Annotated in this window: 14 protein-coding genes and 1 pseudogene; 1 reads left to right on the top strand and 14 read right to left on the bottom strand. The window is 61.4% G+C overall.

What is annotated here, in order from left to right; all coding sequences use genetic code 11:
* Positions 1–127 precede the first annotated feature (127 nt).
* Entirely contained in the window at positions 128–619 is a 492-nt protein-coding gene (locus tag ACLFKU_RS35000; protein ID WP_410852193.1) for a hypothetical protein, read from the top strand.
* A gap of 313 nt (positions 620–932) precedes the next feature.
* Here the strand turns inward: ACLFKU_RS35000 and ACLFKU_RS34995 are convergent, their stop codons facing one another.
* The 14 genes and pseudogenes from ACLFKU_RS34995 to ACLFKU_RS34930 form a co-directional block, all read right to left on the bottom strand.
* A complete protein-coding gene (locus ACLFKU_RS34995) occupies positions 933–1538 on the bottom strand; it encodes a DUF4400 domain-containing protein (protein WP_013094728.1) in 606 nt (201 codons plus the stop codon).
* Positions 1528–1743 (bottom strand): hypothetical protein, encoded by a 216-nt coding sequence (locus ACLFKU_RS34990; RefSeq protein WP_255208946.1) that lies wholly within the window; start codon positions 1741–1743, stop codon positions 1528–1530. The genes ACLFKU_RS34995 and ACLFKU_RS34990 overlap by 11 nt, the downstream gene beginning before the upstream one ends.
* 22 nt (positions 1744–1765) lie before the next feature.
* Complete coding sequence (locus tag ACLFKU_RS34985; protein ID WP_410852192.1) at positions 1766–2284, bottom strand: hypothetical protein; 519 nt, start codon at positions 2282–2284, stop codon at positions 1766–1768.
* A 10-nt stretch (positions 2285–2294) separates the two neighbouring features.
* Entirely contained in the window at positions 2295–4166 is a 1872-nt protein-coding gene (gene traD, locus ACLFKU_RS34980) for a conjugative transfer system coupling protein TraD (protein ID WP_410852191.1), read from the bottom strand.
* Positions 4163–5456: pseudogene (locus ACLFKU_RS34975) on the bottom strand (TraI domain-containing protein). Before ACLFKU_RS34975 ends, traD begins: the two are co-directional and overlap by 4 nt.
* Positions 5453–6493, bottom strand: a complete 1041-nt coding sequence (locus ACLFKU_RS34970; protein ID WP_410852190.1) for a type IV secretion system protein — start codon at positions 6491–6493, stop codon at positions 5453–5455. The pseudogene ACLFKU_RS34975 and the gene ACLFKU_RS34970 overlap by 4 nt, the downstream one beginning before the upstream one ends.
* A gap of 17 nt (positions 6494–6510) precedes the next feature.
* Positions 6511–7245 (bottom strand): type VI secretion protein, encoded by a 735-nt coding sequence (locus ACLFKU_RS34965; RefSeq protein ID WP_410852189.1) that lies wholly within the window; start codon positions 7243–7245, stop codon positions 6511–6513.
* A gap of 10 nt (positions 7246–7255) precedes the next feature.
* A complete protein-coding gene (locus tag ACLFKU_RS34960; protein WP_410852188.1) occupies positions 7256–9718 on the bottom strand; it encodes a VirB4 family type IV secretion system protein in 2463 nt (820 codons plus the stop codon).
* Complete coding sequence (locus ACLFKU_RS34955; protein ID WP_035490446.1) at positions 9712–9975, bottom strand: conjugal transfer protein; 264 nt, start codon at positions 9973–9975, stop codon at positions 9712–9714. The genes ACLFKU_RS34960 and ACLFKU_RS34955 overlap by 7 nt, the downstream gene beginning before the upstream one ends.
* A 54-nt stretch (positions 9976–10029) precedes the next feature.
* Positions 10030–10422 carry a conjugal transfer protein TrbC gene (locus tag ACLFKU_RS34950; RefSeq protein ID WP_410852187.1) on the bottom strand — a complete coding sequence of 131 codons (393 nt, stop codon included), beginning with the start codon at positions 10420–10422 and terminating at the stop codon, positions 10030–10032.
* Between the two features lie 17 nt (positions 10423–10439).
* Complete coding sequence (locus tag ACLFKU_RS34945) at positions 10440–11486, bottom strand: CpaF family protein (RefSeq protein ID WP_410852186.1); 1047 nt, start codon at positions 11484–11486, stop codon at positions 10440–10442.
* Positions 11487–12011: 525 nt separating this feature from the next.
* Complete coding sequence (locus tag ACLFKU_RS34940; protein ID WP_410852023.1) at positions 12012–12254, bottom strand: DUF3717 domain-containing protein; 243 nt, start codon at positions 12252–12254, stop codon at positions 12012–12014.
* Positions 12255–12504: 250 nt separating this feature from the next.
* Positions 12505–12897 (bottom strand): hypothetical protein, encoded by a 393-nt coding sequence (locus ACLFKU_RS34935; RefSeq protein WP_410852185.1) that lies wholly within the window; start codon positions 12895–12897, stop codon positions 12505–12507.
* A gap of 75 nt (positions 12898–12972) precedes the next feature.
* Positions 12973–14307 (bottom strand): hypothetical protein (locus ACLFKU_RS34930; RefSeq protein WP_410852184.1); only part of this gene is annotated, 1335 nt, incomplete at its 5' end.

Below are 14307 nucleotides of genomic sequence, written 5' to 3'. Positions count from 1 at the left end.
TTTTCCGCTTCCAGGCGATCTATCCGGTCCGAGGCGGTCGCTCGTGATTAATTTGTAACAGCACTTCCGCCCGACGCATTTCCGCCTACTCTTTCATTGTCTTGAATTCTCTGGAAAGAGGATTTGCATGGCTACTATCGTCTACCAGTCGAGACCGGCGATTACGTCGGCACTTCAGGCAGCCGCAAAGAAGGCCGGACTGCGGATAGACGCGCGACATGCTGTTTGCGCATTTTCCCACGAGGCATCCGTTGTCAGCGCGGCAATCATTTCATCGGAAACTTCAGATGCCGATCCTAAGCATGGCGTCGACTTATTGTTCATACATGCCTCCTTGCCAAAAGGCTCAATCGAGAAGATTTCTCAAAGACGCATCAACAGTGGGTTCTATGTCATCCGGGTGTTCATCGACGAAAAGAAGCGAAAGGGCAAAGCACTGCTACTCTCTACGTCGGGACGCGAGGTCGCGGCGTTGACCGCGTCATTTTCCAAGACGGACCACACCCACCCTGGTACTTTTGCCTTTCCGGTGAGCGGACACATCAATTGGTGCGGCTTTGGAGTTGACTACCTGTACAGCGGTTGGCTCAGAATAGAGGTCAACGTCAGTTGGTGCTGAAGAGTGCGGCGGATATCAGTAGCACGATGGATCATGAACTTTCGCGTCTGAAACCCGGCCATGGGCGTTACGCCAACATCAGGCTCTCTTTCAAATAAGCCCAAGCAACGGCCAGTTCCTCGAACTGGCTGCACGCCAACGCCCGTTCTTCACTCGGCACCGGTCCTTACCGACTAGACTCATCGAAAGGCGGCTTCGGGGTCGTCATGGGACACCCGGCGCGATTCGCCGCGCGACGACTACGGCCTGTCAGCCGGCTGACGGCCTTAACCCGGAATGATGCGGTTTTCCATGTAGCTTTCGGGCTAGCCGATCACTGGTAGGACGACGCCGCGTGCCACAGAAGCGCACCGAGAACCGCGGCGATGGCGATCCAGCACGGCGCGAGCACCGGAATCGGGGCGACGAGGACCGCAAAGGCAACACCGAACACCAGCAGGATGCCGTGGCCTGCCAGGTGAAACGACAGTGGACTGGCGAAGCCCGCCGCTGATGCCTTGATCTTGCGACGCATCGCGCCGTCGAAGAATGCCGCGACGCAGAAGATCAGCGTGCCGAAAATCCAGAGCTTCATGACGCTCGCGCGGTACACGACCCGATACAGCTCGCGCCAGAAGTTGTGGACCCAGGTGTGGGCGAACTCGGACACTCCCCCATCGCCAATATCGCCGCCTCCCGTCGCGTCGATGGTTGCGCGGACCAGACCCGTTTGCACGAACCACGCCTTAAACCGTTCGTTGGTCTTCTCGACCACTTCGTCGGCCCTCTCCACACCGAGGATTGCTGCGACCGACTCCGCTTCCTCGGCCGGCACCGAGAACAGTGAGGGCTCGGGAATCGCCGGCATGATGAACACGGCAAGCAACGGCACGAAGAAGAACCACCACTTGACGTGGGAGACGAACCGGCTACTGGCCATGGATGTGCATCCACCCGATCAGGAATGACCCGATCCGCACCAGAAGGTAGACCGGAAAGCCAACGAGCCCCGCGAGGCCAAGATAGAAATGCACAGGCCGCCGCGCCACAAAGAGCGCCAGTGCGAACGCCATCGCGTTCGGACCGCGCGAGAACTCGGCCGGTCGCCCGCCTTCGATCTCGTCGATCGCGCTGGCCGTCGACATCGCACGGCGCACGACGTCCGGTTCAACCCTCGATAGCTTCGCTATCAGAAAAGGCGTGGGCGACATCGTAGTCCTCGAAATAGAGTCGGAAATTTTCGCCCGTCAGCGCGCGCGCGGCCAGCTGGAAGGCGGCCGAGCGCTGCGTGACCGATTCGGGGCAACGCTCGTCGAACATGCCCGTTTCAAGCTTGCCGTAGCGCGTCTCGAACGTGGTCACCGGTTCGAACATCGGCGGCCAGACGTGATAGCGATCGCCGTCGATCGCCACGTAGCGGCGCGCGTACAGCAGGTGAGCGCGGGAAAATAACCCCTGCATGAATGCGATGTGCGGGTTGCCCGTCTTGCGGGTGCGCTTGTAGGCGGCGAGCCCGCAGTCCAGCATCTCCTTGACGAGCGGCTCACTCTCGCCCATGAACTTCTCCCCGATGAAATCGGCCACGCGGGCGCAGGCGAGTTCAAGTTCCGGCGCCACCGTGAAGACGGGAATCAGGCGGGAGGACAGCTTGTGTTCGCGGATGATTTTTTTGAATACGGCAGACATGCGTAGGTTTTCAGCCTTGAAGGATGGGAATACGGCCCTGATAGACGGCGGCTCCCGAAATGCGCATGAAGTACTGCAGGTTGGGCAGGCCGTGAATCAGGCGGGTTGGGATCAGCGGAACCTTCTCCAGTTGAAGCGAACGTGAAACGGACCCGGTAAATTCACCGATATGCGCTTCGCTGCCCGTGCTCGTACTGCCTGTGAGCGTCAGGTTGCGAATCGCGGTCTCCCCGACCTTGTCGGAAAACCACTGCGCAGTATCGCTGTCTTCCAATCTTAGGATTATCTGGTTGTTCAGATTGCCCAAAACCTGCAGCATTTTGGCGGCGTTTCCGAGCCGCGCTTCCAGATCCGCTCGCGCCTGGAATGCGACGAACGCCTTGAAGCCAGCGCCGCGCCCCTTGTTGAGAATCTGGATCACCTGTTCGTTGATCGCTTCTGCGATCTCGTCGATGATCAGCACCACTTCGGGCGGCGAATCGTAGAAGTTGTAGATCGAGCCGCACACGGCAGCCACGTCGGACAGGATCATCGACGCGATCGCTTTCTGCACGATGTTGTTCGACAGCGAATCGAGGCCCATGTACAGGACGGCCTTCTGCTTGATGACCTTGTCGATGTCCCAGATCTCGCGCTCGTCGTCGAAGTCATCCGCCTTGGGCGCGAGCATCAGGCCGGTTTCCCCGGTTGCGAGCATCTGCAGTAGCGGTAGCGCCGACGCGATGATGCGCATGTAGTGCTCGCGGTCGTGCACGTGCGTGGCTATCAGGCCGTCGATCGCTTCGTTGCCACGCTCCTGGGACGCGAACTGCGCGTTGTAAAGCCCGATCATCCCGTCGACGAGCGAGGCCGCGTTGTTGCGCTGTCCCTGCCGCGTCGTTTCAGTGGCGACCTGTTGCTCCCAGTCGAGCAGATTCTGTTCAACGAAGAAGCGCTTCAGGGCCTTTTCGAGCAGCGACGTGATGCCCGACTGCGCGTACTTGAGGATCGAGCGCAGGGTCGGCTTGTCGCCGATGTAGAGCTCGCCCTTCACGGCACGGTCGATGAACAGGAACGCGAAGTCCCGGAACGGCCCCTCCTCCATCAGCTGCGCGATCCGGCTGGGAATTTCCGACGGCTGCGACCAGTTTTCGATCGGATTCAGCCGGATCGACTCGGACGGCTTGGCCTGGTTGAAGTACAGGAACTTCCGGCCGGCGCGCTGGCATTCCTTCTCGACGCGCCGCTTCCACTCGGCGTCGTTTTTCGGGTCAACGATGATGAGCACGTCGCCGAGGTGAATGACCTGGGTGGAGATAACCTCATAGGTGCGGGTCTTGCCGGCGCCCGTCGTGCCGCCGACCAGGGTGTGACCACCCATCGCCTTGTAGTGAAACGGCACCAGCGCCTTTTTCGGCTCCATGCCGTGAATCCACGACGAACCCTGCGGCATGCGATCGCGGATGCTGTCTTTCGGCGCGAACATGCCCTCGATGGCTTCTTCGAGCCTGCGGCCCGTCTTCGACCTGTTGAGCCAGCGCGGCAGACCGGGAATATCGGTCGTCGGCATGCGCAGGATGTCATGTGCGATCTGGCAATGCTTCTGCGTCCACTCGTAGCCGATGCCGAGATACATCGAGTTCGCTTCCGTGCGCATCCGCTTCTGGATCTGCAGCAGCTTTGGCACCTCGAGCGTCGTCAGCCATTTGGTCGAGATAGCCATGCGGAAAGTCAGTGCGCGCCAGATCTGCAGGGAACGCAGCGCCAGGAACGCAAGTGCGACCAGTGCGAACGCCCAGCCATAGGGCATGCCGGAGATGGGCAACAGCACGATCGCCGCCAGCCAGAACACCGCTGCGCGAAGTTCGTAGATTGGCCTGAAATGGTTGATGTAGCTGGTCACGCTGGGCTCGCGAGTATGAGTTGTCCCGCTCGTGGCGCGAGCGTGACTTCGGTTGGCGCATCGGCGACCATCAGGCTGCGCTTGCGCATGTGTTCAACAAGGGTGCTGGCGGCGATGCCGTAGCTGCCAATCAGCCGCTTGGGCACGACGAGCCCCTTTTCGGTCCACTGCACTGCCGCCTTGCCGCTGGCGACGTCTTCACCGAGTGCCTGAAAAAAATTCGCGCACGGAACCGGGGACGCCTTTGAGAACCTCGTCGAAGGTCGACGCGTTCGACGGCTTCGGAGGACTCGACGTCGCTGCTGGTGAACGCATGGCGGTCGGATCGACCGCGGCGGCCCCTGGTGCCGGCGACGGCACAATCGGGGTTTCGGCAGGCATGGCGGGCAGAATTTCACCCGTCGATGGTTCAACGACCATACCGGCCGGCGTCGCAACAGCCGCCGCCTGCGCTGCCGACGGGACGGGGGGAGCCGACGTTGGAGGCGGATTGTGTGGTGTTGCCGCGCTCGGGCCCCGTACCGGTGCTCCCGGCGATGACACTGGCTCGAGCTCTGCGGCGACGTGGACAGCCGACGGCACGGCGAACTGGACCGGCGCGAACACGCCACGCTGCGCCTTGCGGTCAAACTCGTCGGCCGTGCTCACGCCCTGGCGGACCACCTTGTGCAGCAGCGATTCGGCCTCGATCGGCCGCATGTTCGGATTAATTGCGCCAAAGAGTTCGGCGAGCACTTCGGCGTCGAGACCGGCGAGCAGTTCGGAGCCCACCAGCATCTGGGCAAGCATGCCGGTACGCATCCGTTCGACCGGCAGCGGGTTTTCGCGCCGCGTGAGGCGATATGACGATCCGGCCAGCCAAGGGCCGAAAGCTCCGTGAACCGGCGGATTCCACAGGACGCAGTCGCTGGCACGCTCACTGGCGAAGTGCCGGTACGGTTCATCGAGCCGCGAACATACGGCGGCCAGAAACACCGCATAGTTGTACTGCGGCTCGATGCGCCGGCGCTTTTCTGAAGGCAGATTGGTGCCGAACTTCTGGCCGCCAGCGAGCCGCATGGCGTAGAACGCGGTCTCGATCGTGGCGCGGAAGGCGCCGCCCGGTTCGCGGTACAGATCCGGGCTCAACGGCAACGACGAGAACCACGACGCGCAGGCGCGCAGCACGGCGAGCCACTTGCGCTCCAGCTCGCTCTGGCTGGCTTCGTTCGCACACTGCGCAATCAGGTCCACGCGACGCTGATACTCGCCGAGCAGCGCGTCCCCGGTCATAGGCGTATGCGCGGTCATAGCAGCGGCTTCGCGAGTTTGGCCAGCGCCCCGCCGGTTGCTCCGGTGCCGCCCCCGAACATTCCGGCGATTTTGGGAATCTCGAAGGACACCAGGAACACGAAAAACGCGAGGTCAAAGACGTAGCCGGCCGACAGTGAAGTGGTCAGTCCCGCGCTGGCCGCGTCCTTGACTGCGTTGACGAGAGTACCCGTGACGAGCTTCATCATGATGGCGGCCACGACCATATACATGCCCGCGGTGATCATGAAGTCGAGCCAGGACTTGAAGTAGCTCCGGGTAAATGACGAAAATCCGAGCGCAAATGCGATCTGGCCCATGACCGCGCCGCACGCAAACTGCAACTGCCCCACGTTGATGTAGAACACGAAGACGACGGCCGTGATCGACAGGACCAACCATGCAAGAAGGAGCGGCATGACGCCGATCAGCACCGAGATGTATTCGGTCCATGCGGCACCCTTGAAAGCCTTGATGACCGAGTCGAAAAGCTGGCTGGCGGCATTGCCGATGATGCTGACCGAACTGCCCATGGTCGTGCCACCGGCAATCTCAGACGACAGTGTCACGAACCACTTGTAGAAGGATGGCACCCAGGTCGCGTAGCCGATGTAGAAGGATGCAAAAATGCCGAGCATCCCTAGCTCCTCGAAAAGCGCGATCCATGCCATGACCGGGTCTTTTGTCGCGGCGAAGCGGACCGCTGCCAGCACGATCGTGATGACCGCAAGGCCACTGGCGAACTTGTCCGATTCCTGGCTGATGCTCTGGCTTGCATCAGCGGCGGCACTGACCACCGAGGCAAACATCGCATTGAGCTTCGCCATCGCATTCGCATTGGCCTGCCCAAGTTCTCCCGGCTTGACCAGGGAGGCAGCCGTGGCACCCGAGCTCGACGGACTGGGCGTGTTGGAAGCGGGCACCACGGTGCCGTCCGGCAGGGTCGTAGGTTCGTCTGCGAGCGCAAACCCTGGACACGCGAACACACACAGCGGCACCAGCACCGTCAGAAAAAGCCGGTTCAGATAGCGAAGCATGTTCAGCCCTGCCCGCATCAGAAGCCATAGGACGCGCGTTCTGCGTCCTGCTGATCCAGGAAGCTTTTCGCGGCGGCTGAGCGGTTCTTGTCCTCCTCGTTGGCAATCGACTGCTTCTGTGCATCCTGCTGCTGTTTGCCGGCCGTCATCTGGATCAGGTCACTCATCTGGCTCGATACGATGTCCAGATAATGCGTCGTCATCTCAGCGGTCGCCTGTTGCGTCGGCGTGAGCGACATCTGCGACTGCAGTTCCTGGCGGCGTTTGGCCAGCGTCTGGGCGTGCACCATGACGTCATTGCCTGTCTGAAAGAGGCGCGTGGCCTCGTTATCACGCTGGTTGTAGAGCGTTGCCATGTCGGCGAACCACTGCGAATTCGACTTGCCCGAGCGGGAAATCAGTGTCTGGACGTGATTGATCCACTGACTGCCCTCGTTGAGGTCACCGTACATGTCAGTCAGGGTGCTTTTGAGCTGCGTGAACTTGCTGATGTCGCCGGTGATCTGGTCGTACTGCGCCTTCATGGCAGACGGGTCGAGGTTCGTCGCCTGCAGCAGCTGGTTTGCCATCATCTGGTACTGGTAGACGATGTTGCTGTCCTGATAGATCTCGGTCTTCACGGCCTTCGCCGCAGTGATGATGTTCTGCGCGAGGTTAGACGCGTCAATGACGGGCAGCACGGCGTTGGCAGCGTGCGACATACCGAGCATCAGGCCTGCGGCGAGCGTCAGGCGGCCAAGGATCATTTTCATCGTGGGTTTCCTAGTCGAGAGTCAGCATTTCGCGCACGTAGGCCTCGCGCCAGTCCGGTGCGCCGGACGTGTAGTGCCTGTCGAGCACCGCCTGCGCGCGCCCGTCCGAGCGCAGCACCGCGAGCGTTTCCTTCGGGAAGCTCGCCTGCAGCATGCGGGTCTGGTCCGGCGTCACCCACAGGTAATCGCGGTTCGGCACGGCGTTGGCCAGCATGTCGATCTGGTGTTCCGTCAGCCCGAACAGGTCGCGATACAGATGCAGGTTGTTCTTTGCATCCTTGTTGGGCAGATAGAAAATGTTCGGAATGTTTTCCTTGAGAATTTCGAAATTCGGAATCCGCGCCACCTGGGAAAGCGACTGCGTTGCAAGAAGCAGCGTCGCATTCAGCTTGCGGATCGTGACCGCCCAGATCTCAAGGCGCTGATAGAAGCGCGGATACTGGAAGAAGAAGCCCGCCTCCTCGACCTCGAGAACCGTATAGCGCTTGCCGTCGAGCCACTGCGCGATACGGTAGAACGCATAATCCATGAACAGCGCAGCGGCTACCGGATAGTTCTGGAACAGGTCGCCCATTTCGATCGAAATGTCGTCGGACAGCGAGAACGCGTCGTCGACGTGGTCGAAAAACCGGCCGTTCTTTTCGCCCTGAGTCCAGACGGCGAGCCGCTCGCGGAGCTCGATCGGCAGAAGCGCGTTCAGGTTGGACAATGTCCAGAGGTCGCGCGGGTAGCCCGTTCCCAGGACGGTGACCTTCTCAAAGATCGTGCGCTGCTGTTGCGGCGAGCATCTGAAGTCATCGTCCTCGATCGCCATCTGCACCCACTCGGCGACGTACGGGAAGTGCTTTGGATCGTGCAGCAGCGAAAGCGGATTGACCGAGGTTCCGGCCTCAAAGCGCCCCGTCGCGTCGACGAACCGGCCGCCCGCGAGAAGGGTCGGGATGCGGGTTGAGCGGTCCTTGTCGAACCGGATGCGCCGCGCCTTGTGGCGCCCGGTCTGGGAGACGAGGAAATTCAGGAAGATCGACTTGCCTGCGCCAATCGGGCCAATCACGAGCGCGTGCGACTTGCCGCCCGGATGGTGCAGACTCACGCGCTGCAGCGTCTTGTGACGCGTCGGCAGCAGCGTGAGCGGCCCGGTCTTCTCGCCGGACTGCTGCGTGAGCCACGCATTGACCGTCTCGCCCTCCGATACACTGCGCACCGGGGCAATGTCGGACACGGCCGGCGTTTCGACAAACTGCAATCGCCTCTGCTGGTCCCACCGGCCCGGCAGTGTCGTCTGCCAGGCGGCAAACAGATTGTCCCGCTCGAGGATCACGCCGAAGCCCGCGTTGCCGATGCGGCCGATCACTTCACGCGTGGCGTCGTCGCATTCTTCCACGGTATCGCCATAGACGATCACCGAGACGTTCGCAAAGCCATACTGCTGCCCTTCCGCGACCAGTTTGGCCAGCGCCTTTTCCGCTTCATCAGCGAGACGCTCGCGGCCTTCGTCGTTTTTCTGCTCTTCCTTGGAGAAGTACGCCTTGAGAATCGACCACGGATTGAACGCGGCAACCTTGTAGAACTTGCGGATCTTCTCGATGTACGCACTGGCCTTTGTGGTGTCCAGAAAGCGGAACATCACGCACACGTCCAGTTCGGCGTCGACTTCGGCGAGCACGTCGAGCGCCGCTTCCTGAAAGCCCATCCACTCCTTGACGGCGATGATCTTCGCGTACCGTTTGCCGTGCGCCGATTCGAACATCAGCGTGTCGGCACCAATCGTGACTTCGCTTTCGGTCAGGTGCGTATCGAGCATCGTGACGGGATACCGCACCCGCCGCGGCGGCACCGACGGATTGGCCGCCTGATGGAGAAACGCGAGCGCGTTCTGCAACTGCAGACGCTTCATCCTCAGGCGCGTGACACCGCCCTTGAACGCATCGATCACCCCTTCGAAGCGCTTGATGTCAGACGTCAGCCGCTCAATGTCAAATGCGAAGGCACTGCGGGCAAGCACCGAGTCCTTGATCGTCTCGAAGATCGCGAGCGGCATCGATTTGCCGCCCACCGTCATGTGATACGCGACCTTCTCGAAGATCTTGTTGACGCCGGTCTCGGGCGTGAAGGCGAGCGCGACCGAATGCGTGTTGCGGAAATACCGGCCGCTCGCCACATGAGCGCGGTTGATTTCGTCGACACCCGCGTCCATCGAGGAATCGAATGTCCCACCGATGTCCCCCTTGACGCGCCGGTGCGAGAGCTTCCACCACGCCGTGATCCGGTGGTCGAAATTCTTGCAGGCGTGATCCAGGTTGTCGCGCGCGGCCGAAATGTCGGAGGCGTTCGGGCTGTCCGCGTCCACACCTTCAAACGTATAGACGGTCAGCAGCGACCCGTCCTTGTCGAAAATCAGTTCGGGCGTGACCATCGTAGCCCACGGGGCGATTTCCTGGATCGAGCGACGCTTAAGGCTCTTCTTCAGCATGGCAGGTCCTGATCAAATCCATAGGGACGTTTGAACCGGGCCGAAAACTTCGCGGTCGGCAGCGGCTCATACACGTCCGCGTAGCGGTTGTAGACGAGCATGACCTGCTTCCACCACGGATCTTTCGAGCTTTTCCAGCGCAGCAGCCAGTGAACAGCGATGCCAACGACGAGGAAGGTTGGCGTCATGCTGGTGTAGCAGAGCAGCATGGTCATCGTGCCGTTGGCGATCGCGAGACCACGATCTGCCCCACCCATCTGGCGCGGCAGCGAAAGCGAACGGCTCACGCGTGTGGGCTTACGCATGTGAGCTTAGGTACAGGTGTAGTTGATGTGCAGATGGTTCTTCACGATCGGGATCGCACACGCCGCGAGCCCGAGGCCAACGAAGACCGTCGAAATGATCTTGCCGATGGTGCTTTCCGAGTTGCCGATCGCGACCGCGCCGACGATGATCAGCACGATGCCGATGCCGTAAAGCCACGGGCCACTGATGTAGGACGAGATCAGACAGATGACGTCCGTCGCGGAGCCGAGGTCGGTCAGGTCGACGGCCGACGCGAACGGCGCGAATGCGGCAAGCGAAGCAGCAACGACGGTCGAACGCAGCTCACGGCGGGTGAGGAAGCGCGTCCAGATAATGCGGCTCAACGCTCGCGTGCGCTCGCGCGCGGTCGCGAGAAACTCAGACAGATACTTCTTCATTCAATGTACTCCGTTGGTTAGAAAACGCGGTTGAGAACGTAGTCGCCGTCCCTGAAACCCTTGACTTCGAGGATTTCGGAAACGTGACGCAGCTCGCCTGTGCGGCGAAGATGAATGACGTAGTGGAAGCAGTCGGCCACCGCCTTGCGCATATCTGCCAGTTCCCACCGGCTGCCAGGCGGCACGCCGAGCATCGCGAGACTTTCGAGTCGGCTCAGACCGCCACGCGCGTCGTTGGCGTGGATTGAGCCCATGCCACCGTCGTGGCCGGTGCTCAGCGCCTGGATGAAGTCATAGGCCTCGCCGCTTCGCACTTCGCCGACGATGATGCGATCGGGCCGGAAGCGCAGACACAGGGCGACGAGCAGTTGCGTCGTGACACCCTTGTCGGGGTTCGACAGCAGCCGCACTCGATTGGGCGCGGTCAGCTTCAGTTCCATCGTGTCCTCGACCGTGATGACGCGTTCGTCCTCGGGAATCTGTGCATTCAGCGCGTTGAGCAGCGTGGTTTTGCCCGATGACGTGCCGCCGGCGACGAGGACATTGCGGCGCGCCCGAACCATCGCGCTCAGGGCCTCGCGCAGAGCGTGGTCCTGGATGCCCGGTGGGAAGAGGTCGAGTTCCTTTTCCTTGCGGGCGTTCACGAGAGAGAACGCGCCCATGTTCACGTAGTCGTGCAGCGAGAGGTGCTTGTCGCGGTGCTTGCGGATCGAAAGCGCGTTGCCGTCGATCGCGGTTGGCCGCATCACCGATGCGATACGCAGATTCTTGTGTCCCGCGTTGATGATCCCCTGCGCGGTTCCAGCGACCGCCGACTTGTCGACCGATGCCGCCAGCGCGCTGATCGCGCCGTCAAGCACCGCTTCGTTAAGCGTGAGGTCAAGGCGCTCCATCGTGCCGCGGCGCTCGATCCAGATGTTGCTGAAATCGTTGATCATGATTTCGGCAACGTCGGGCGCGTCAAGGCACTCGCGCAATGGACGCAGCGACTCGAAAAACATGCGTACCGCGCTCTCCTCGAGCGGGCGCAGTTTGAGCAGGGGATTGTCGGTAGCCTCGGACATGCTGCTATTGTTCCGTCCGGCCGGAACCTCAAGCAGACTGAAAGAACGATCAAATCCGCGAGCTTTCGGGGGAAGCGTCGTGCCCGATGTCGAAGACGATGGATGCCTCGAGCCACCCGGCGCTGCTTCCCGCCTTCCTGACGCCCGTCAGCCGGCTAACGGGTTTAACCCGGAAAGCTCGAGAAAAACGTATAGCTTTCGGATTAACCGCAGCTGGAAATTGTGGTATATGTCTGCGGCGCAATTGCCTTTCCAATCATCAATCATCGATGGCAAGAACAATTCCGTTTTACACAAGCCCGCAGGCCGTTCGCGCCCGCCGCTCGAAAACTCTGCTGTTGCCGATGCCGCGCGCCCAGGCGGACGAACTTTCCTTGCAGGTGCACATAGCCCTCGACGCAATGCGGCGAGGCCAGGGCAACCTGAACGCTGCCCAGACGCTGTGCCAGGCCATGAGGGGCGAGCTGGATGTGCCGCGGATGCGGCGCGTCGATGCGTCCTGGAGACGCGAAGAAAGATTGCGCCTTACGCCTGCGCGCCAGCCAGAGCGGCCAGTTGAGCTTCGGTAAGGGTATCGCGCGGCACGGCGGTCGCGCGGTTGAAGATCATGCTGCCGTAGAGATTGGCGAGACAGCGTGCTTCCGCGCACAGCACCGTCACCTCCTCGTCGGAGGTTGCCGGATTGCGGTTGCGCCACACGTTGATCGCGTTTTCGATCTGCGCGATTGAAACGTCCCGGTTTCCTGAAACAGCGTTCGGATGTTTCATGGCGTGTCCTCGAAGGAAGTGCCCCTGAACAACGCCCCAAGGGACGTGATTCCCAAGGGCAGCATTGTTGCCGGATCTCCGGCAGGTCGATGCGTCATGGACGCGGGTAACAGAGCCCAGTATGGGCGGCCGCTGCGCGAAGGTTTGCCCGAATGATGAGCAGATTGACCCCGCTTAGACTTCTCGCGTGACGCCAGGGCAAAAAAAAAACCGGCGCATATGCGCCGGCTGTGGTTCAGGAAAATTGCCGTCAGACTAACGCTGTCTGAGCGGCCCGTGCTGCATCGATTCTCGCGATCATCGCCGCTTCGCGCTCGCGGTGCCTCCGGGACTTCTCTTCGCCCACGCCGTTGTGCTGCTCGATCACGTAGCCGAAACAGACAGGATTGGCCGGACCGCGCCAGGTCTTCCAGGCCTCCATGATCCGCGCGCGCACCTCGGGCGTGCATGCGAAGTACTCGCGACGCAGGCGACGCCATTGCTGGGCGTACAGATCGCGCATGCGTTGCTCGCTCTGGTACAGCAGCCGTTCGCGCCGTTCCCGCTCTTCATCGACCGAAAGCGCCTGGGGCACCTCGATCTGATCGCTGAAGAGCGGGTAGGCACGCTCGATCTTTTGACGAGCCCGATCCTGACGGCTCAAATGCAAGGCTCGCATCCGCGAAGTCCAGCGAAGACCTTCGACCTTGGGTGTACGATCGAATCGCATGGTCGCTCCTCAGGCTGCAAGCCGCTCGAGCATCGCGCGGGCGTAATCCAGCGTGCCATCCTTTACCTGCAGACGACGCGCCTCGTTAAGCTCAGTGTTGACGAGCGCGTACTGTTTGCTCGCCCCCTTGCGCCAGTCCCGAATCTCCCGGAACCCCGATGCGATCGCGTCCTCGACATGCTGGGCGCCATCGATCACGACGCCGTCGCCGCGCTTATAGCGGGCATTCTGCGCGGCTTCCTTCGCACGCTGCGCATTCTGCTCCTTGCGCTGCGCCTGCGTGCGCGAAAGCTCGCTCGCTTCCCATGCGGTCTGCGCAGTCCCGTCGAGTCCACACAGTTCGAAAATCGCACGGCGCCGGGACTTAGCCGTCAGGCCTCGCAACTTGAGGCCATGGAACTCGAGCACGACCTGCTTGCTGCTCCGATTTTGATCGTCAGGCGTGTCGAGGATGTTCAGCAGACTTGCCACATCGCGCGACTCCAGTGCAACGGCTACACGGTTCGGCCATTCGAACGTTTCGCGCCCGTGTGCGAGCAACGCCATCGAACGTTCCAGCGCGTGCCGACGGGCACTGAGACGCCCCTGCGTGCGCTGCATGTCCGCATGGTCCAGCTTCTTCTCCCGGCGCCAGTCGGCGATCAGGTCACGAAGCCGCGCGGCCAGCGCATTGACCGGCTGTCCGACCGATACCGGCTTGTCGAACATTTCCGGCAATGGGTCAACCTGCAGGAGGCCCGCCGCGAACAGGGCGTCATCGACCTCGATGAAGTCCGGTGCATTGGATATGCCGGCGACAGCGGCGATCAGACCATCGACCGTTTCCGCCGTGACCGGCTGTTTCGCCGCTCGCATCACGGACACCAGCTGCTGCAGTTTCGCCGCCGGTAGCCGCCCGCGTAGCGTCGGAACGTCCAGCAACGTCGACGCCCATTCGAGCTCATGGCGGAATGCCCTGTCCATCGCCCGGTATTCTGAGAGCACCGCTTCAGGAATTTGCTCGTTTCGCAGCAGCGCATAGGCGATGTGCACCTCATGTCGTCCGTTCGTGGTGCCTCCCGGCACACAAGGACCGCCGCTGGCAAAAACAAAGCGTTCCACGGCCACGTTGTTGAAAAGCGATGAAAGATTGAAGAACTGGCGCGCTTCGCGTGCGGCCGATTTTTGCGCATCGATCTGGTCGGTCGAGAGAAACCGCGTTGGCGTGCGCGCAAGATCGAAAAGGACTACAAGGGCTTCCCCGTTGGACGCAAGTACAACGTTGACTTTTGGTGCTTTCTGCTGCGCTGCCTGGCTGGTGCAAGTGAGAAGGTGAAGGACTGCGGTACTACAACCGGTCATGTT

This window comes from Paraburkholderia sp. EG304 (assembly GCF_046543485.1).
Lineage (GTDB): Bacteria > Pseudomonadota > Gammaproteobacteria > Burkholderiales > Burkholderiaceae > Paraburkholderia > Paraburkholderia youngii.
The sequence above is the reverse complement of the archived record's forward strand: the minus strand, read 5'-3'. Positions and strand labels throughout refer to the sequence as shown.